This is a genomic window from Staphylococcus sp. GDY8P54P (assembly GCF_017892645.1).
Taxonomy (GTDB): Bacteria; Bacillota; Bacilli; order Staphylococcales; family Staphylococcaceae; genus Staphylococcus; species Staphylococcus ureilyticus.
This window is the reverse complement of sequence record NZ_JAESLN010000032.1, coordinates 66,164-87,292: the sequence shown is the minus strand read 5'-3', so window position 1 is coordinate 87,292 and position 21,129 is coordinate 66,164. Positions and strand designations below refer to the sequence as shown.

20 protein-coding genes are annotated in these 21,129 nt (G+C 31.4%); 14 read left to right on the top strand and 6 right to left on the bottom strand.

Annotated elements, in window-relative coordinates; translation table 11 throughout:
* Nucleotide 1: 1 nt before the first annotated feature.
* Complete coding sequence (locus tag KA883_RS10945) at nt 2-2,032, bottom strand: BglG family transcription antiterminator (RefSeq protein ID WP_046207712.1); 2,031 nt, start codon at nt 2,030-2,032, stop codon at nt 2-4.
* A gap of 38 nt (nt 2,033-2,070) precedes the next feature.
* Entirely contained in the window at nt 2,071-3,606 is a 1,536-nt protein-coding gene (locus tag KA883_RS10940) for a PTS mannitol transporter subunit IIBC (protein ID WP_046207713.1), read from the bottom strand.
* Nucleotides 3,607-4,247: 641 nt separating this feature from the next.
* Here KA883_RS10940 and glmS point away from each other — a divergent pair.
* The 4 genes from glmS (at nt 4,248) to KA883_RS10920 (ending at nt 8,293) form a co-directional block, all read left to right on the top strand.
* Nucleotides 4,248-6,053, top strand: a complete 1,806-nt coding sequence (gene glmS, locus KA883_RS10935; protein ID WP_046207715.1) for a glutamine--fructose-6-phosphate transaminase (isomerizing) — start codon at nt 4,248-4,250, stop codon at nt 6,051-6,053.
* A gap of 149 nt (nt 6,054-6,202) precedes the next feature.
* Entirely contained in the window at nt 6,203-6,562 is a 360-nt protein-coding gene (locus KA883_RS10930) for a DUF2200 domain-containing protein (protein WP_046207716.1), read from the top strand.
* Between the two features lie 27 nt (nt 6,563-6,589).
* A complete protein-coding gene (locus tag KA883_RS10925) occupies nt 6,590-7,390 on the top strand; it encodes an ABC transporter ATP-binding protein (protein ID WP_046207717.1) in 801 nt (266 codons plus the stop codon).
* A gap of 51 nt (nt 7,391-7,441) precedes the next feature.
* A complete protein-coding gene (locus tag KA883_RS10920; RefSeq protein ID WP_046207718.1) occupies nt 7,442-8,293 on the top strand; it encodes an HAD family hydrolase in 852 nt (283 codons plus the stop codon).
* Between the two features lie 270 nt (nt 8,294-8,563).
* Here KA883_RS10920 and KA883_RS10915 read toward each other — a convergent pair whose 3' ends face one another.
* On the bottom strand, nt 8,564-9,652 hold the full coding sequence (locus KA883_RS10915; protein WP_046207719.1) for a hypothetical protein: 1,089 nt from the start codon (nt 9,650-9,652) through the stop codon (nt 8,564-8,566).
* A 131-nt stretch (nt 9,653-9,783) separates the two neighbouring features.
* Between KA883_RS10915 and KA883_RS10910 the strand changes: the two genes are divergently transcribed.
* On the top strand, nt 9,784-10,515 hold the full coding sequence (locus KA883_RS10910) for a metallophosphoesterase family protein (protein ID WP_046207720.1): 732 nt from the start codon (nt 9,784-9,786) through the stop codon (nt 10,513-10,515).
* Nucleotides 10,516-10,633: 118 nt separating this feature from the next.
* On the opposite strand, the gene czrB is transcribed toward KA883_RS10910, so the two are convergent.
* Nucleotides 10,634-11,587 carry a CDF family zinc efflux transporter CzrB gene (gene czrB, locus KA883_RS10905; protein ID WP_046207721.1) on the bottom strand — a complete coding sequence of 318 codons (954 nt, stop codon included), beginning with the start codon at nt 11,585-11,587 and terminating at the stop codon, nt 10,634-10,636.
* Between the two features lie 26 nt (nt 11,588-11,613).
* Nucleotides 11,614-11,913: an ArsR/SmtB family transcription factor gene (locus tag KA883_RS10900; RefSeq protein WP_080937829.1), complete on the bottom strand. Its 300-nt coding sequence runs from the start codon at nt 11,911-11,913 to the stop codon at nt 11,614-11,616.
* A 147-nt stretch (nt 11,914-12,060) separates the two neighbouring features.
* Between KA883_RS10900 and KA883_RS10895 the strand changes: the two genes are divergently transcribed.
* From KA883_RS10895 to KA883_RS10855, 9 genes are all read left to right on the top strand, one after another.
* Entirely contained in the window at nt 12,061-12,720 is a 660-nt protein-coding gene (locus tag KA883_RS10895; protein ID WP_046207723.1) for an SDR family oxidoreductase, read from the top strand.
* 131 nt (nt 12,721-12,851) lie between these two features.
* Complete coding sequence (locus tag KA883_RS10890) at nt 12,852-13,550, top strand: FadR/GntR family transcriptional regulator (RefSeq protein ID WP_046207724.1); 699 nt, start codon at nt 12,852-12,854, stop codon at nt 13,548-13,550.
* A 556-nt stretch (nt 13,551-14,106) separates the two neighbouring features.
* Nucleotides 14,107-15,045, top strand: coding sequence for a type I phosphomannose isomerase catalytic subunit (locus KA883_RS10885; protein ID WP_210139980.1), 939 nt, complete (start codon nt 14,107-14,109; stop codon nt 15,043-15,045).
* A 24-nt stretch (nt 15,046-15,069) separates the two neighbouring features.
* Nucleotides 15,070-15,300: a hypothetical protein gene (locus KA883_RS10880; protein WP_046207726.1), complete on the top strand. Its 231-nt coding sequence runs from the start codon at nt 15,070-15,072 to the stop codon at nt 15,298-15,300.
* A 209-nt stretch (nt 15,301-15,509) separates the two neighbouring features.
* Nucleotides 15,510-16,490 (top strand): YeiH family protein, encoded by a 981-nt coding sequence (locus tag KA883_RS10875; protein WP_046207727.1) that lies wholly within the window; start codon nt 15,510-15,512, stop codon nt 16,488-16,490.
* 68 nt (nt 16,491-16,558) lie between these two features.
* On the top strand, nt 16,559-17,926 hold the full coding sequence (locus KA883_RS10870; protein ID WP_046207728.1) for an EVE domain-containing protein: 1,368 nt from the start codon (nt 16,559-16,561) through the stop codon (nt 17,924-17,926).
* A 323-nt stretch (nt 17,927-18,249) separates the two neighbouring features.
* Nucleotides 18,250-18,633 carry a thiol-disulfide oxidoreductase DCC family protein gene (locus KA883_RS10865; RefSeq protein WP_046207729.1) on the top strand — a complete coding sequence of 128 codons (384 nt, stop codon included), beginning with the start codon at nt 18,250-18,252 and terminating at the stop codon, nt 18,631-18,633.
* A gap of 23 nt (nt 18,634-18,656) precedes the next feature.
* Nucleotides 18,657-19,520 carry a ribokinase gene (gene rbsK / locus KA883_RS10860; RefSeq protein ID WP_046207730.1) on the top strand — a complete coding sequence of 288 codons (864 nt, stop codon included), beginning with the start codon at nt 18,657-18,659 and terminating at the stop codon, nt 19,518-19,520.
* A gap of 179 nt (nt 19,521-19,699) precedes the next feature.
* Nucleotides 19,700-20,149, top strand: coding sequence for a Dps family protein (locus KA883_RS10855; RefSeq protein WP_046207731.1), 450 nt, complete (start codon nt 19,700-19,702; stop codon nt 20,147-20,149).
* Nucleotides 20,150-20,284: 135 nt separating this feature from the next.
* Here KA883_RS10855 and deoD read toward each other — a convergent pair whose 3' ends face one another.
* Nucleotides 20,285-20,995 (bottom strand): purine-nucleoside phosphorylase, encoded by a 711-nt coding sequence (deoD, locus tag KA883_RS10850; protein WP_046207732.1) that lies wholly within the window; start codon nt 20,993-20,995, stop codon nt 20,285-20,287.
* Nucleotides 20,996-21,129 lie beyond the last annotated feature (134 nt).

Here is a 21,129-nt window from a genome sequence, read left to right as displayed (position 1 = left end):
TTCACTCCATGTTTAATTGATTTTGTAATGCTTTCAGATAACTTTGTTTTAGTAAATCTGATAATTGTTCTGGTTGTTGCATAAATTGATCGATATTATCGAGATGCTCACCAATTTTTCCAGATAATTCACTAATAAGTTGTGCCATGATATCATCCGGAGGTATGAACATATTTAATAAATATGTTACAGAAACTTTGTCATTTTGATTACTTTTAAGCAAAAGTGGGTTTTCTAATATAGTGACTAGGATAAATGGTTTTTTAATTAAATCACTTTTTAAGTGTGGCATAGCAATAGGATAAGGATCTAAAACAAAGCCTTGTTCATCCATGCGTTGCTTAATAAGTTCAGCGAATGACTGTTTATCTTCAATAATTTGATGTTTAAATAATTGTCTTGTTAAATACATAATCCAATCTTGAATATGTGTATAATCAATATATATCGAATCAATGACTTCAAGTCCTTTACGGATATAATCTAATTGATATTCAGGATTTGAAAAGGTTATATCTGCATCATCAAATATTTGCGTTTGTGGCTTGTCTTGTTGCATGTTTAGAAAAGCAGCTACGTGATTAATGTCTGCATCTGGTAACAATGGATTAACAGTGAGATATGGTAAGCTGATATCTAGATTAACTGTTGAAATAATAGCATCATATTGTTGAATATCAATGGAATTAAGATCACCCACAGAGGCTTGCGTTGTTTGTTGAATTTCACTAAATGTTTGTTGTAATCGTGTAGCAAGTAGACGGCTTGTACCAATCCCACTACTGCAAACGACGAGCACCTTATAAAAAGATGTGGCTTGTTTTTGAATTGCACCACCGAAATGTAATACGATAAATGCAATTTCACTTTCTGGAAATTGAAAATTTGGCCATGTTTTTATTAAACCTTGATGTACACTTTCAAATAATCTTGGATATTTATGCTTAATCATTTCAGTTAAAGGATTATGCGTTTCAATATTAGCATTTAATCGATTGATTGCAGGTATTATATGCAATTTTAACCCTTCGCTTAATGTTCGCCAATCTTTAAATGTTTGTTGAGAAATCTCTGATACCATTTGAATAAGATTTTTGATGCGTTGATCATCTTTATTATTTTTAAACACTTCAGTAGTTTCTTTGCGTTTGGCCCCGCGTAAATGAATCGTGATAAAGGTTATTTCGGCTTGGTTGAACTGAACGCCGTAGATGTGCTCTAAATGTAATGCTAAAGCTGAGGCGACTTGATGTTCAAAGGTATCTTTGACATGATTATAAATATCATCATTTAAAGCTACATATTCATCTTTAAGCATTCGATCAATGCTGAGCACAATGTGTACTGTTAAAGTTAAATAGCTTGATTCTGTCAGTGAATAAGGTAGTTGTCCTAAATGATCCATAAGAATTCTCTCAACTTGGAAGATTTTATCTAAATCTACCATTGGTAACTGAGTTTGATTAATGGATTGATACACAAAGTGGTTTTCTATTACAGAATAAACACTCGTACTGTTTAAATTATTAACCATCAATTGACTTAATAACTCTCTTTTTTTTGATTCAGCACCATAAAGGTGAATACCTTCACCACGCTTTTTTTGAAGCGTTAATTGATATTGTACGAGTTCACCATCTAACTCATCTAGTAATTTAGCTAGGGTTTGCGTAGAAACACCAATTTCGTGTGCTAAACTGTATTGCTTGATTGGATCTTTAGCTTGAATAAGTGCATATAATATAATTACTTTTTGTTCTTCTTGAGACAAATCAATCGTAACTTGTTGAAGTAATTCATTTTTTAATGAATGTATCGCTGATGGACTACCAGATAACTGTAAACCTTTTTTCGTAACGCGTTCCAATTCAATATTAAAACTTTCTAAAAATGGCTCAATAGACTTTAATTCTCTATGAATAGTACGAGAGGATACAGCTAAATGTTGAGCAATGTCATAAATAGTGACATATTGACCGTGATACTTAATTAACATTTCGATAATTTCCTTTTCACGTGTACTCAAAAACATAGCCATACCCTCCAATTTATTTCTCTTTTAGTGAGTGATTAGTTTTCTTCTTTTTTAAGGTTTTCTAATAATTCATCATATCTAGGAGAATTTAAGAAATTCTCTACTGAAATATGAATTGCATTTGGAACTTGTTTGATTGCTCTATCTGTTAATTTTTTCTGAGTAATGACAAGTTGAGCGTCACTTGGCAATTGATTAATCGCTGTATTCGTTACTTCAACGTCTTGAATGCTAGCTTTTTTGAATTTGTTACGTAACATGCTTGCGCCCATAGCACTTGATCCCATACCTGCGTCACAAGCGAAGATAACATGATTTACTTTACTGTAGTCATGTGCATCTACATTCTCTGTATCATAGTTATCTAGTAAATCATCCTCTGATTGACTATCACTATTTTTGTCAGCTGTATCTTTTGTGGTTGTTGAAGTGTTATCATCACTATTCCCTGTTAACTTAGAAGATACACTCGATTTTTTACCTTTTGATGCTTCCATTTTCTCTGTCGCTGCTTCTAAATCTTCTTCTGTTTCTTTTGTGAATTTTAAAATAATTGATGAAACAATAAATGAAACGATTGCTGCTAATAACACACCTGTAATCATGTGTAAGAATTCGCCTTTAGGGGCATTTAACATATATACGATAAATGAACCAGGTGAAGCTGGACTCTTGAACCCAAAGTCTAATAATGAATAAGTAGCAACACCAGTCATACCACCTAATATTACTGCGATGAACAATAAAGGTCTCATTAACACATAAGGGAAGTAAATTTCATGAATACCACCTAAGAAGTGGATAATCCCAGCCCCATATGAAGTAGCTTTAGCTGTCCCTTTACCAAAGATCATATAAGCAACTAAAACACCTAAACCTGGACCAGGGTTTGATTCGATTGTGTATAAAATAGATTGGCCTGCAGATGCAGCTTGATCTGCACCCAATGGTGTAAATACACCATGATTTATAGCGTTATTTAAAAATACGATCTTAGCAGGTTCAACAATAATACTTACCAATGGAAGTAAATGCGCATGTACCAATGCTTCAACAGCAACTGATAAAATATGCATGATAAATTCCATGATTGGTGCTAATATTTTAAAACCTATGATAGTCATAATAAAACCTAAAATACCAGCTGAGAAGTTATTGAATAACATTTCAAAACCTTGTGGTGTTCTTGGTTGAATGAATTCATCAGTTTTCTTCATTAACCAACCAACAAGTGGTCCCATAATCATTGCACCTAGTAACATAGGTGTTTCTGGTAATGCTACAATAACACCCATTGTTGCTACAGCTGCAATAATTCCGCCACGCATCTCGTGTATTAGGCGACCACCACTATAAGCAATTAATAATGGTATTAAATAAGTAATCATTGGTCCAGCTAATTCACCTAAATCTTTATTTGGCCACCAACCGCCATCTATAAATATTGCTGCTATAAAACCCCAAGCAATAAAAGCACCAATATTAGGCATAATCATACTACTTAAAAATGAACCAAAGGCTTGAACTTTACGACCAATTCCTTTATTTTCTTGAGCATCTGTTTGTGACATAATTTGCACCTCTTTTTCTCTGTATTTAAGTATCATTGTAGGTCTGTTTACATAAATAAACAACAAATAGTAATCTCAAATTTGTCACATATTTTTTGACAAGTTTATGACTATTAATATATGGAAGGTTTTGAATTTTTAATAATAAAAACATTTTGCAATTATTTTAAGGATGAAGTTAATAAAAAATTTGCATTTGGTCACAAATACATTGTACAATTAGTGGTATTGAAGGAAAGGAGGAAAGTTTGTCTTAAATATATCAATAAAAGCGCCTGTGCAAGTGAAGCGGTTAAATATTTAACATTTAAGATTTATAGCAGAAATCTTAATAGATATGAAATCGAAGCTTGTAGACGAGGAGGATAGTTATCGAACCATCGGCGGATGCTATCCCGGATGTGGCTCATTCGTAAACTTATTAAGGAAAACATTAGGGTGACCTAGTGCACAAAGTTAATAAGATAGCCAAATTAAATAAAAATTAAAAGTAAAGGTGAATGGGATTTCTGTGCCTATTTTTAAAATTTCTTACAAAAACGAATGTTAAGAAATTTATTTGAATTGGTCTTATATATTGAACAGGTTCCTATACGCCGAACGTTCAATACCCTTCACCATTAAATTGGAGGAGTATTTATATGTGTGGAATAGTTGGATATATCGGGCATGATAATGCCAAAGAATTGTTACTAAAAGGATTAGAAAAATTAGAATATAGAGGATATGACTCTGCTGGTGTTGCTGTTGTTAACGATGATGGCACAAATGTATTTAAATCAAAAGGACGTATTGCAGAGTTAAGAAAAGTTGCAGATAGTAAAGACGTTGATGGCAATGTAGGTATTGGTCACACACGTTGGGCAACACATGGTGTGCCAAATTATGAAAATTCACACCCACATCAATCTGCAACTAAACGTTTCACTTTAGTGCATAATGGTGTAATTGAAAACTATGAAGAGTTAAAAAATGAATATTTATCAGATGTAAAATTTCTATCTGAAACTGATACAGAAGTTATTGTTCAATTAGTTGAATACTTCTCAAATACTGGACTTTCTACAGAAGCAGCGTTTACGAAAGTTGTATCGTTATTAGAAGGTTCTTACGCATTAGGATTAATTGATAGTCATGACCGTGACACTATGTATGTTGCAAAAAATAAATCGCCGTTATTAATTGGTGTAGGCGATGATTTTAATGTTATTGCTTCAGATGCACTTGCAATGTTACAAGTAACAAACCAATACAAAGAAATTCATGATCATGAAATTGTTATTGTTAAACGTGATGATGTAGTTATTAAAGACCAAGAAGGTACGGTACAAGACAGAGAAGCTTATACTGCACAAATTGATGCTGCTGATGCAGAAAAAGGTGTTTATGATCATTACATGTTGAAAGAAATCCATGAACAACCTGCAGTAATGCGTCGTATTATCCAGGAATATCAAGATGCTGAAGGTAATTTGAAAATGGATGCGGATATTATAAAAGATGTAGCAGATGCAGACAGAATTTACATCATCGCAGCAGGTACAAGTTATCATGCAGGATTAGTTGGTAAAGAATACTTAGAAAAATGGGCAGGCGTGCCTACAGAAGTACATGTTGCTTCAGAATTTGTATATAATATGCCATTACTTTCTGAAAAACCATTATTTATTTACATTTCACAATCAGGTGAAACAGCGGATAGTCGTGCTGTATTAGTAGAAACTAAGAAACTAGGGCACAAATCATTAACAATTACAAACGTTCCTGGTTCAACATTATCTCGTGAAGCAGATCATACTTTATTATTACATGCCGGTCCTGAAATAGCCGTTGCATCTACAAAAGCCTACACTGCACAAATTGCAGTACTTTCAATTTTGTCACAAATTGTAGCGAAAGAACACGGTAAAGAAGCTGACGTTGAGTTATTACGAGAACTCGCGAAAGTGACTACTGCTATTGAAACAATTGTGGATGATGCAGATGTAATGAAACAAATTGCTACAGATTTCTTAGAAACAACTAGAAATGCATTCTTTATTGGTCGTACAATCGACTATAATGTTAGTTTAGAAGGCGCATTGAAGCTTAAAGAAATTTCTTATATTCAAGCAGAAGGTTTTGCAGGTGGTGAACTTAAACACGGTACGATTGCTCTTATTGAAGAGGGTACTCCAGTGATTGCTTTAGCTACACAAGAAAATGTAAACCTTTCTATTCGCGGCAATGTGAAAGAAGTTGCTGCACGTGGCGCAAACCCTTGTATAATTTCTATGGATGGATTAAATAAAGAGGGCGACACATACGTTATTCCTCATGTCCATGAGTTGTTAACACCATTAGTTGCTGTTGTGGCAATGCAGTTAATTTCATATTATGCTGCACTGCACAGAGATTTAGATGTGGATAAACCACGTAACTTAGCTAAGTCTGTAACAGTTGAATAAATTTATAAATAAGTTTGAGCTGGGACATTAAATTGTCTCAGCTTTTATTTTTAACTTATTGAAAGTGAAATGTTTTCAAAAGTTTAGAAAATTTAATATGCTAAGAAGAACGATTACATATAGAAATTAAAGAAAGGTAGTGTAAAATAATGACAAAACCTAAAATTTATACTATGGCTTTTGGAAATGTTTATCCTCATTTAGTGAAAAAGGCCGAAAAAAAAGGTAGAACGAAAAATGAAGTGGACACGATCATTAAGTGGATGACCGACTATAGTCAACCTCAGTTGGATGAAATGGTAGAAGATGGCACTGATTATGAAACATTTATTCAACAAGCACCACAATTAAATCCACATAGAACTAAAGTGACAGGTGTTATTTGTGGGATTCGTGTTGAAAATATGGAAGAATCAGTAATGAAAGAGATTAGGTATTTAGACAAGATGGTTGATGAATTAGCTAAAGGTAAGACATTGGAAAATATATTTAGACAGAATCAAAAATAAATGGCAATTTAACAAAGGGGGATATATATGCTAATTGATTTGAACAATATAGCAAGAAGAAAAGATGGAAAAGAAATTGTTCAAGGTGTGAGTTGGCAGATTAAAGAGGGAGAAAAATGGATGTTATATGGTTTGAATGGGGCAGGTAAGACGACACTATTGAATATTTTAAATGCCTATGAGCCAAATACGTCAGGTGAAATGACTTTATTTGGTATGAAGCCTGGAAACAAAGGATATTCTGCTGAAAATGTACGCCAGCAAATTGGATTTGTATCTAGTAGTTTAATGGATCGTTTTCAAGATGGTGAAATTGTTTTAGATGTAGTAATGAGTGGGATATTTAAGTCAATCGGTGTGTTTCAGGATGTACAACAACAACACATAGATTTGGCAAAACAATATTTAAAGCAAATGGGAATGACTCAATTTGAAAATCAATATTATGGTTATCTTTCTACTGGAGAGCGTCAAAAAGTGTTGATAGCAAGAGCTTTGATGGGGAGCCCTAAACTTTTAATTTTGGATGAACCAGCTTCAGGACTAGATTTTATTGCAAGAGAAGATTTATTAAGTGCACTGACACAATTGTATAAGCAAAATCCTCAATTAGCAGTAATTTATGTCACGCATTTTGTAGAAGAAATCACCCAGGACATTGATTATGGTTTTTTATTGAAAAATGGACAATCTTTCAAACAAGGTCAATTATCCGAAATTCTAAATAATACAACATTAAGTCACTTCTTTAAGCGGAATGTCAGCATAACATATAACCATGGGCGCTATACATTGTTTTTAGAAGATGAAGACATTGCAGAAACATAGACAAAGTGCCATAATTTAAGACGATAACATATGATGGAGGATTTATATTAAATGGAAAATGTTAAAGCAATATTTTTGGATATGGATGGTACAATTTTACATAAAAACAATCGTGTAGATAACGAAACGACAGAAATAATACAGACTTTAAGAAATCATGGTTATAAAGTGTTTTTAGCTACTGGAAGAGCACATGATGAGATTCATTACCTTGTACCTAAAGACTTTAAAGTGGATGGTATTATTAGTTCTAATGGTACGAACGGGGTCGTTCACAATGAAACTATTTTTAAACATAGTTTAACATTTGATACGGTAAATGAAATTGTGAAAAGAGCAAAAGCACAAGCAATTTATTATGAAGTGTTTCCTTTTGATGGCAATCGTATCATTCTTAATGAAGATCAAACGTGGGCAGAAGCTATGTTTAAACAATCAACACCACCTGAAAACGTAGGCTATAGTGAGTGGACATCCCGTAGAGAATCTATTGTTGAAAAAGTAAGTTGGGAACCAATTATCCCTGACACATCATTTTCAAAAATTTATTTATTCTCACCAGATTATGATAAGATTACTCAATTTCGAAATCAGTTAATCGATGACCAAACAGCACTTCAAATCAGTGTATCAAATTCATCGCGCTTTAACGCGGAAACAATGGCTTTTGGTATTGACAAAGGCACTGGAATTAAAGAAATGATAGACTACTTTGGCATTAAACAAGAAGAAACATTAGTCATTGGTGATAGTGATAACGACAGAGCGATGTTTGCGTTTGGTAATTATACTGTAGCGATGAAGAACGCTCGGCCAGAAATTCAAGCTTTAGCTGATGATGTCACTTCATTCACAAATGAAGAAAACGGTGCGGCATTATACTTGAAAAAACATTTACTATAAAATATACGTATAGATAAATTGATTAAAAAAGACACTTTTCTCGTTTAATAATGATTATTAAACGAGAAAAGTGTCTTTTTTTGATATGGATAATAGACTGTTCACATGCTTTAGCATAAGAATCAATTGAGAGTGTGCAAGTATAATATAAACAGTTAAGTAGTATCGTAAAAAAAAGACAAGTATAAATTCAAAAGGACTAATCCTTTTGAACGTGGATTAGTCCTTTTTGAAGGTAGAACGATGGTCCTAACTGTTTCCTATTGATATTTATTTTTCTTTGTTATCAATTTGATCTTTGATATCTGAAGCCTTTTCTTCAGCATTATCTTTAAACTGATCAGAAGTTTGATTAACTTTATCCGTAGCTTTCTCAGTTGTATGATTAACACTATTGCTTACTTTAGATGTTTGATTAGATTGTGTAGAAGCTTTTGATTTTTTAACTTCTGATTTATCTATTTTCTCGCCATTTTTATTGTAGTATTGAATAATTGCTAATAAGTTTGTGTAATAAACGATTAATCTAATTATAATAACGATTACTGACACAATATAGATAATAGTCGTTGCTAATGTTTGTGAAATACTACCAGTGCTAATAGAAACTAATTGACTTACTGGGTTTGCTAAGATGATAACAAGTAAGTTTAGCAATAATATACCTATATAGAATTTAAACCAAGTTTTATTGCCGTTTTTAATAGCTTTAAAGCCACGTTTCACAGATGACCAAGCGCCTCTACTAGGTTCTTTAACAAAAGCTAATGTATAATTGATGATTAGGATTGTAAAGAACCAATAAACAAATGACAATATAAATACTTGTAAAGTAGCGGCAATGATTTGGAATGTTAATGACCATCCAAGTGCATGATCAGAACTGCTTAACGGTCCTTGTAATGCAGTGAATAATTGTACAATGCCTAATTGTAATAGCTTACTTATTAGAATATTAAGTAATAATATAATAATAATACTTAATAAAGTAATTAAAGATAATTTTAACGATTTAGCATATTTACCTTTTTTAAATATTGAAAATAAATCTTTGAATTTAACCTTGTCTTTATTAATTGCATTGTCTATAGTGTATATAGTTCCAGCAATAAGTTGATAGCCTACAAATATGAAAACCACTAATGGAATTAATATTGCTAGTATTAATGTAATTAAGGCACTACCAATAGGTTGTTGCATTGCCATTGACATTAAAAACTTATATATTGCTGGTTGAACTGGTATAAAAGTTAGAACAGTCAAAGCAAATAATATGATAAAACTTACAATTGTGAATAGTAAAATTTTAGCATTTTGCGGTTTAGCATTTTGTAATGCTAGTTTATGAAATTTAAACAAATTTTAAGCACTCCTTTTTAGTGATAAGCATATGCTATCAAAAAATTAGAGATTTTAAAATTAATAGGTAACAAAATGGCTATAAAATGTTAAAATGACCAAATGAGAAAATGTTGAAAGGAGATATCATCATGAAATTTGCAATTCTTACTGATGTACATGGCAATTTTGATGCGTTGGATACAGTATTGGATGATATTGATAGAAGAAAAGATATAAATAAAATATATAACCTAGGCGATAATATTGGTGTAGGCCATGAAACAAATAAAGTACTTGACGAAATATTTGAAAGAGATGATATGGAAATTATTGCAGGTAATCATGATGAAGCGGTGATGTCAATTGTTAACGATACGCCTTATCCTGAAGACTTAAAAGATAAATTTTATGAACACCACCAATGGATTGAAAGCCACTTAGATGAAGATTATTATGATAAATTAAATGCATTACCTCGTGTTATTGAAAAAACTATAAATCATAAAAAAATCATGTTCATTCATTATGAAATCCCAAATGATAAATTGAAAACGCCAATTGATGGGCAGCCGTTTAGTCCCATTGTGGAACCTACAGAAGAAAATATTAAATCACTATTCGAGGATAAAGAAGCAGATTTAATTGTTTTTGGTCATAATCATACGGTTCATTTGTTTGATGATAAATCTAAAGTTTATTTTAATCCTGGATCTGTTGGATTGAATAATGGCGCATATGCTGTATATGGTATTGTTACTATCGATGAAAATGAATTTTCATTTGAAAGGGTTAAAGTTCCTTATGATAATGAAGAATTTATAAGAGGTTTTAAAGAAAAACAAGTGCCAGCTAAAGAGCTGATATTTGATAAATTTTTATAGGCATAAAATGTTTTGGATTTGTTAAATATTTTAAAAGAAATTTAAATAATAAAAGTGACTAGATTGATATTGCTTATTTTAAGCTTTAAAATCTAGTCACTTTTTATTTTTATTCATGTTATTTTTCTGTATAAATTGCTGAACATAAAGTATTGTTGTCATGATTATGATATTCTGTTTCAAACTGTATTGTCATATGTTGAATGTTTAAATGTGTTAGACGATGTTCGAGTAAGTTTAAAAGTTGTTCACCTTCTTCAATTGTCATGTCATTTGGTACAACTGCATGACAACTTAAAGCATTTATTTCGTTAGAAATAGTCCAAATATGACAATCATGTACATTTATTATTTGCGCTTCACTTGTAATAGCACTTATGATTTCACTCATATTGACATCGCTTGGCGTACCTTCCATCAATATATTGATGGATGATTTCGTTATCCCCCAACTACTTTTAATAATAAGTAGAGAAACGATAATACTCGCAATAGGATCCGCAAACGTCCAATTAAATGCCCAAATAAGAATGGCTGCTGTAATGGCTCCGACAGAACCTAATAAGTCACCAATTACATGGAGAAATGCACCACGCATGTTTATATTATGATCTGTATCTCCACCTTTAAACATAAAGGAAGCAACAACGATATTAACGATGAGTCCAATTACACTGATAATAAACATTTCTGTAGATTTTACAGCTACTGGATTAAAGAAACGGTCGATTGCTTCTATGATTATAAAAATACCGATAACAAATAGCGTTACGCCATTAAATAATGCAGCTAATATTTCGAAGCGTTTGTATCCAAAAGTCTTAGATTTAGTAGCGTGTTTTTCAGAATAAATAAAAGCTAATAAAGCCACACCTAATGAAATTGAATCACTGAACATGTGTAAACCATCAGATAATAGTGCTAAACTATGTGCTAAAAAACCTCCGATGATTTCAACAATCATAAATATACCAATAATTAAAAAGCTAATGAGCAAGATTTTTTTATTATTGGTATGTACATGTCCATGTGTATGATTGTGTGTGTGATTGTGTTCGTGTTGTTGAGTCATATAGGTCCACACCTTTCATTATAGTTTTATAGTTTGTGATTTGCGTGATGTATTGCTTGTTTTAGTAAATCAGTTACATGTGTATCGTCAATTGAATATATCATTGACTGGCCTTCTCGGGTAGATTTGACTAGGTGGGCTTGTTTGAGTATACGTAACTGATGTGACACATTAGATTGGCCCATATTTAAAGTGTGCGCAATATGTCCTACACTGCTAGAACTTTGAGATAATAAGTGCATGATGCGTATGCGATTTGTTTCGCTTAATGCTTTGAAAATATCGGTTACATGATTTAATGTTTCAGTGTTTATTGATGCATCCACAAAATTCACCTCTATATATGAATATATTAGTATATATTCATATATTAATGCTTTCGTACTAATATGTCAACAAAAAGTGCATAATTGTTTTAAATTCTTATAAAAGTGGTAGACTTTTAGTATTAACTTAATTAAGGAGGTACCAATATGAGTATTTTAGTTATTGGCGCTAATGGTGGCGTTGGTCAACATTTAGTAGAACAATTGAAAGAAAAAGATATAGACTTTACCGCTGGAGTTAGAAAAGAATCCCAAGTTGAACAGTTAAAAGAAAAAAATATCAAAGCAACATTAATTGATGTAGAAACAGACGATATTCAAGCTTTAACTGAAAAATTCAAAGGTTTTGATCGTGTAGTATTTTCTGTTGGTTCAGGTGGTAGTACAGGCGCTGATAAAACAATTATTGTAGACTTAGATGGTGCTATTAAAGCTATTAAAGCAAGTGAGGCAAATCATGTTAAGCAATTTGTTATGGTGTCAACATATGATTCTAGAAGAGAGGCATTTGATGCTAGTGGAGACTTGAAGCCTTATACAATTGCTAAACATTATGCTGATGAATATTTAAAACAAGCATCAGTATCATATACGATTGTACATCCTGGTGTTTTATTAAATGATGATGGCACAAACAAGATTGAAGTAGGAGCCTTTTTTGAAGGTAGAGGCTCAATTCCAAGAGAAGATGTCGCTTCAGTTATCAATGAAGTTGTAACAACTGATGAATATTTAAATACTGAATTCCAAATTATTAGTGGAGATGTGGAGATACCACAAGCTTTAGATAATTTTAAAAATAAATAATTAATAGTTACAAAGATGGGCCAATTTACAACTTATAGTAATTTGGTCCATTTTTAACTGAAATATCTATTATTTTAATAAATTTTATGAAGAAAATTTGATACAATAATAGATATCGTTTGGAGGTAACTATGAAGATTTCAAACACTAAAATTTATGAACAAGTCGCAGATACTTTATTGGAAAGCATCAAATCTGGAAATTATCAAGTCGGAGATAAAATACCATCGATACAAAAGCTCAGTAAAGAATTTGGTGTGAGTGTGGCTTCGGTAAGAGAAGCTTTGAATGCATTAAGAACGATAGGCGTATTAGAAATAAAACAAGGATATGGGACATTTGTAAAACAAATTGAACCAACTTTTTTTGAATTAGGAGATAAATTTAATTCAGTAGTTCAGATAAAAGAATTGTTAGAGTTAAGAGAAATTGTTGAAAGCGCCACCGTTAAAATGGCTGCTTGTCATCGTACAGAAGCAAACTTAATTGATTTGAAAAATGCTTTGAATCGAATGGGGGAAGCGATAACAGATGGCACGTCAGGAGAAAGAGCTGATTTAGAATTCCATTTATTAATTGCTAAAGCTGGCAATAATTCTTTATTAGTTGAATTACTAAATAATATATCTGAACTCATGCAAGATTCTATGAAAGAAACAAGAAAGATATTTATTTATAGTAAACAAAAAACAATGAATAAATTGCTAGAGGAGCATGTAGTCATTTATAATGCGATTGCTAACAAAGATGATGTAGAAGCAGTTAAAGCAATGGAGTCACATTTATTAGAAGTCAAAGAAACAATATTAGCCAACTTCAAAGAAAAATAGATTTGAGAAAGCATCATGGCGATAATCTTCAAATTTATTTTAATGCTTTCCAAATTCATAAAGTCTAAGGCGAGTATAATTAAATTTCAATGAATAAAAAGCCCAAACTATAGCAGTTTGGGCTTTTATTGCAAATTTTAAATTTTGAACAGTAATCATCTGATCAAAATCATCATAATTCATTACCTTATATGTAAAAGAATCTGAGTCTTTTAAAGACTCTAGTATCATTATAATGTGAAAAATATTGACAAGGCAAGTCTTTATTTAAAAAATTTATGACAATTGAATAATTTTATTGTCAAATTCAACTGAATGTAATTGAATCACATTAATTTAACTATACGTCTATGAAACGTATTGATATAATAATTATTGATTTAAATATGAGTAAACGTTGAAGTGACAGTTTATAATGCGTTAAGATATGTGATACAATTTCAATAGTTCTGTCAAATTAATTTTAAAATGTAATATTAATAGTATAAATTTATATTTTTCTAAATTGGAAATATCAGATTAAACAATATATTAACTAAGTTTGGAGGTGTGGTGAATGCCATTATTTTTAAAACCAGTATTACATGAGAAAATTTGGGGTGGCACAAAGTTGAAATCACTCGGTTATGATTTGCCGGCTGAAAATATTGGAGAAGCATGGGGGATTTCAGCACACCCAAATGGAAAATGTGAAGTGTTGAATGGGCCATACAAGGGGCAGACACTAGATATGGTATGGGAAAATCATCGAGAATTGTTTGGTGATTTCCCGAGCCAAGAGTTTCCATTAATGACAAAAATTGTAGATGCAAAAGAAGCATTATCAATCCATGTGCATCCTGATGACGCATACGCTTATGAAAATGAGAATGGACAATATGGTAAGTCAGAATGTTGGTATATCATAGATGCAGAAGAAGACGCAGAAATCATTTATGGTGTGAATGCAGATTCGAAAGATATTGCAGTGAATCAAATCAATGAAACTGACTATGCAAATTTATTTAATAAAGTTAAGGTTAAGCCGGGTGAATTTTATTTCATACCAGCAGGAACGGTTCATTCTATAGGTGCTGGTGTACTTGTCTATGAAACAATGCAATCTTCTGATGTCACTTATCGCGTATACGATTTTGGTCGAGAGGAAAAAGCACATCATAGCAGAGGATTGGATCAAGCAAAAGCAAAGGATGTCATCGAAGTTACTCAAGAAAATATTAATATAGCTACGGATACTGAAATTATTGAAAATCACAAACGAATTCAACTAGTTTCAAATGACTTTTTTACAATGGTTAAGTGGGAAATATCTGGCACATTAAATTATATGAAACCGAGAGAATTTGTTTTAGTTTCTGTATTAAAAGGCAATGGACAAATCATAGTTGATGGAGACATTTATGATGTAACACAAGGTCAAAATTTCATACTAACTTCAGACGATTTAGATACAATTTTTGAAGGGAATTATGAATTAATTATAAGTTATTTATAGAGAATAAAAACGGAGTGTTTTAAAATGTATAAGTATTTATATGTATCGTTAATTTGCGGCTTATTAGCTGGCGCAGGGATATTTTTAAAAATACCTATTTTCCCTTCATTTTTCTTACCCGTAATCATTGGTGCAATTGGTATAATTGCTACATTAATTACGATACCTAACAAAGAAATAAGTGGATTATTAAAACTTGGTGGTGTACTCATTAATTTAATGCCAATTATGGGTGCATTGACGATGGTTCAATAATCAATAAATTTAGTGTCTTTACTTTTGAAGTTAAAGATACTTTTTTTATAAGTAATAATCATTAGTTTTATTAATTAAATCAAATTCAGTTTGGACGAAATGGATATTAATAATTAAAATGAATCAGTTTTATAATTAAAAGATTATAAAATTTTCTTTAGCGATAAAATATTTATGGTAAAATAGAATTTAAATTGGAGGTGGGCTAAATGTCGAAATCTCGAGGCTTATTGATGACATTTATTATTGCGCTTATTGCAACCATTATGGGAAGCAAATTTCCAGTAATAGGAAGTGCAATCTTTGCCATTGTTATAGGTATTCTTTTAAATAACTTTATTGAAATTCCCAAAAAATATCGTGCCGGTATCCAATTTAGTAGTAAAAAAGTATTGCATTATAGTATTATTGTTCTCGGTTTTACGTTGAGCTTTCAATCTATAGGTTCAATTGGTTGGAAATCTCTGCCAATTATAATTATAACTTTATTAGCTGCATTTATAATCGTGTTTATTTTGATGAAAATATTTAAAATAAATGAAAATCTTAGCATCCTGATTGGGGTTGGGACATCTATCTGTGGTGGGTCTGCGATTGCTGCCACAAGCCCAGTTATCAAGGCTAAAGAAAACGAAGTAGCATTTGCTATTTCAACTATATTTTTATTCAACTTAATAGCAGTTTTTATATTCCCACCACTCGGTCATTTAATGAACATGGGTCAAACGGCTTTTGGATATTTTGGGGGTACGGCAATAAATGATACATCTAGTGTTATTGCTGCGACTTCTAATTACGGAAATAAAGCATTAGAAACTGGCGCAATTGTAAAATTAACACGGACGTTAATGATTATTCCAGTAGTATTATTTTTTACATATAGAACGATTCGTAAAGAAAAATCTAAACAAACAGGCACGTCGATCAAACAAATCTTTCCATGGTTTATAGTTTGGTTTATTATAGCCTCATTAATTAGTACAATTTTTAATTTTTCACCAACTGTTATTCATATATTTCAACAAATATCACTATTCTTAATAACGATGGCAATGGCAGGTATAGGATTAAATGTAGATTTCAGACAATTTAAACAAGCTGGTGCAAAGCCGATTTTATTAGGGCTAGTGACTTGGATAGTAGTAATAATAACAAGTTTGATATCAATGAAATTGATTAATTTATTGTAATCGTTGTTTGCGAATTAATTTTTAAATATAATGAGAAGATAGAATTTTTTATATTAAGGAGTATCTAAATGGCAGAGGAAACAAATTATTTTTGGTTAAATTGCGGATATAATCGCTGGAATCATAACGAACCATTAGTGGGTCAAACAACATTATTTGAATCAGGTGCTCAATTTAATCCGTCACAAGGTTTCCGATCTTTTAAACAAGCTAAAGTAGGAGATAAAGTTGTATTTTATCAAGTACAGATGGATACTGGTTTACTAGGATTTGGTGAAATTACTAGCGTTCAAACAGGCGCACAGAATAAAATTCGTGTTCATTTTCAGTTGTTAGAACAATTGAAACCATTAACTGCTGATTACTTAAAAAGAAGTGAACAATTAGAATTTCGTATTACTAATATGAAAGAAACACTATTTAATCAAATTACAAAAGACGAATTTGACTTAATCGTGAGTTTGGGTAAAGGAGAAACGAAAATACCTAGATATTTCTTTATATCAGAGGAGCAAGAATTCGAACCCAATTCTTATAATACGTTGTTTACACACACATATAATGGTATTAAACGAAATGGATACCATTTTTATAGACAACTTGAAATTGGAGACCAACTCGTTTTTTATAATAAACATAGAGAACAATCAGTGATTGGTGTTGGTGAAGTAAGTCAACATTTACATGAAAAATCTCCAATCCCTGGTCGTACAAATAGTACAGCGATAGAGGTTTATTTTGAAAAAGAAATCGAGCCCGTAACATTAAGTACATTAAATAAACACCCAAAATTAAAAAACTTATATTATTTACAAGAAAATGCAAAACAAGCGATTGCGAGTATGTCACGTACACAATTTGATGCAATACTTGAAATGAGTGAAAACGATGGAATGAAATCTCAGTTTGAAGCAGTTAAAAGTCAAGATGTTATTGATAAAGCAGATGAGGATGTAAAACCATTTATTCTGTTAGTAGTTGATAAAGGCGAAGGTCTAAAAGCTGCAGAAAACTTGCTACAAAAGACAAATGCTAATCCAGTAATTACGGCAGGGCATCCAGATTTTACAGAGGATATGTTATATGGTAAATATTTACCAAATGAGGCGGGTGCTTTGTATTATAGAGAGGGTTTCATTACTAATCTTATGCCAAGAAATGATAAAAGTTATCTGGTTATTGATAATTTTAATCGTATAGATCCAGACATTTTTCAAACTTATATTAATGTTTTAGAAGGCTATGAAATGACATTACCAAGATATAATAGAGATGGAAGTATGGTTAAATGGTCCAGAAAAAAAGATTCATTTTATCATTTTAATCCCAATTGGCATATCGTTGGCATTACGTATGATAGCATAAATGATATAAAACAAAAATATACTGAACAGTTTTTAAAATATGCAAGAATTGTTAAGGTAAATCAAGATTAAAATCACAGTTTAAAAATAGTGAATAAGCGTCTGGGACATCATTGGTTCGTCCTGGGCGTTTTTATATTATCTGTAGAAGACTAAAGCTCAATTCAGGTAAAGTTTAATACTTTTTCTATTCTAGTCATCATTACTGTGGTGAGGTGACGAAATATTTTAAATAAAATGAGATTTCTGCCCAATTTTGTATATAAAATAAATACTTGAGGATACCTAATAATATATTTCATATAATGATTTATTTTTATCATTTTAGGATATAATAGAACTGTGAATAAATAATTTATATTTTATGGTTACAAATCATAAAAGGAGATGAAGGCATGCCAATAATTTATTACGATGGTAACTGCGTATACTGTTACAATTACGCAATTTGGCTTATTCAAAATGGGTTGTCTAGACGTTACCAATTTGCAAAACTTCAAGGTTCTACAGCTCAAAATATGTTTGAAAATTATCCAGAAACAAAACAACACGATAGTGTTATTTTGCAAGAAGGAGACCAATTTAAGTATAAATCAGATGCAATAGCATCATTGATTTCATCTCTAACAAATTATAAATGGATTGGCTTATTATTATATATGACCCCTAAATGGTTAAGAGATTTTGGTTATCAACTTTTTGCAGATAATAGAAACAGAATGTGGGAAACACATTGGCACAAACCTAATGATTATGAGCAATCATTTTTTATTGACTGAATGCATAGATGGAGGAAAAGAATATGGGAAACATAGTTGTGATTGGTAGCGCATCAATTGATTTAGTGGTAAAAACAGATATTTTACCTAATGTAGGTGAAACAGTAATGGGGGAATCATTTTTCACAAATCCTGGAGGTAAAGGTGCTAACCAAGCTGTTGCGGCTGCACACTTAAGCGACCATGTTTATATGATCGGGGCTGTAGGCGATGATGATAATGGACAGCAAATACTTTCAAATCTTAAAAAAAACAATGTAAATACAAAGTATATGGATATTATTGAAAATGAAGCGTCAGGAACTGCACATATAACGTTGTTTGAAGATGATAATCGAATTGTTGTAGTGCCGGCAGCAAATAATTATGTAACGCCAGATAAAGTAATTCCAAAACTAGAATTTTTTGCTGCTGGCGATATTATTGTAATGCAACATGAAATACCTGAAGAGACTATTAAAAAAGTAGTGGAATATGCACAAAAACATGAAATGAGGGTAATGTTAAATCCTGCACCATTTCGACCATTAGATAAAGAAATAATTGAGAAAGTTAATTGGTTGACGCCAAATGAATCAGAAAGTGAACTATTATTTGAAAATGAAGTTGATAAAGCTCTTATGATGTATCCTGAAAAATTAATCGTAACTAAAGGGGCTGCGGGTGCATTGTTTTACAGTGATTCTCAACAACTTGTTAAGGGATATAAAAAAGAAGTAGTTGATACTACAGGGGCTGGAGATACGTTTAATGGTGCGCTAGCAGTTGCTCTAATTGAAAATAAGTCATTAGAGGAAGCAGTTAATTTTGCCAATTTAGCTGCTAGTTTTTCAGTTACAGGATTAGGTGCTCAAGGTGCAATGCCATACAGAAAAGAACTAGATTAAATGACTTAATTCAGGGTATAATATAAGTGAGTGATTAAGCTGCATTCTAAATTATAATAATTATAATTTAATACTGATAAACACTTTACAGATTGTAATTATTATAATATAATAATTATTGTAATCGAAAATTGATTGTCGCTTAGTTACGACAAAAATTTAAAGGAGAGATTTTTGATATGTCAAAAAATAATGAAGAAGTTGTAAAAGTATTAAACCAACAAGTAGCAAACTGGACAGTTGCATTCACCAAATTACACAATTTTCATTGGTATGTAAAAGGACCAAATTTCTTCTCACTACACACAAAATTTGAAGAATTATATGATGAAGCAAGTCAATATATAGATGATTTAGCAGAACGTATTTTAGCAGTAGACGGTAATCCAGTAGGTACATTAAAAGAAAGTTTAGAGTTATCAATTATAGATGAAGCAGGTAAAGGTTATACAGCAGAACAAATGGTTGAAGCATTATCAACAGATTTTGAAAATATTTCAAAACAATTAGAAGAAGCAATTGAAGTTGCTTCTAATGCCGAAGATGATGTAACTGAAGATATGTTTATCGGTATGCAAACCAATATTGATAAACATAATTGGATGTTAAAATCTTATTTAGGAAAATAATAGTTTATAGATAGACAAACAGTATTTATATTTAAAACAGTAAAAGACAGGAATCAAATTTTTCATTTGATTCCTGTCTTTTTTGTAATAGAGATAGAAATAAGAACTTACTTCATGTATGAACGCTATAAAATTTTATTCAGCAATTTCTAATGCAATTTCCATCATTTGAGTAAATGAGTTTTGACGTTCTTCTGCAGTAGTTGCTTCATCACGTAGAATATGGTCACTTACAGTGAAGACGCCTAAAGCCTTTTTATTAGCAAAAGTTGCATTTAAGTATAATGCAGCAGATTCCATTTCAATGCCTAAGATGCCCATACGTTGCCATTTTTCGTTAAATGTTGGATCGGCATTATAAAATGTGTCTGAAGAAAGAATATTACCAACATGCGTAGTAGCACCAATTTCATCCGCTTTTTGTTTTGCTTTTAACATTAAGTCAAAATCAGCTAAAGGCGCATAGTGACCTGGAATATTATATTGCTCTACATAACTCGAATTCGTAGAAGCACCTTGAGCAATAATGATGTCATATAGGTTAACGTTTTCCTGTAAAGCGCCACATGATCCAATTCGAATAATTGTGTCGACATTGAAAAAATTATATAGTTCGTATGAATAAATACCAATACTCGGAATACCCATTCCAGAACCCATAACAGAAACTTCTTTTCCTTTATAAGTGCCTGTATAACCAAACATGTTTCTAACTTCATTAAATTGTTTTACATCTTCTAAATAGTTATCAGCGATATATTTAGCTCTCAAGGGATCCCCAGGCATTAAAACAGTTTTAGCAATTTTAACTCCGTTAGGTTGAATATGTGGTGTAGATTTTGTCATAGACTTCTTCTCCTTTAAATTCTTTTATCAAAATAAAGATAACATTTGTTTATTATTTTTGCGAATTTTTGTAATATAGAGGTAAAGCACTTGTTGTGATGTTATTAATTTTTTAGAAAAGTAATGACTTTCAA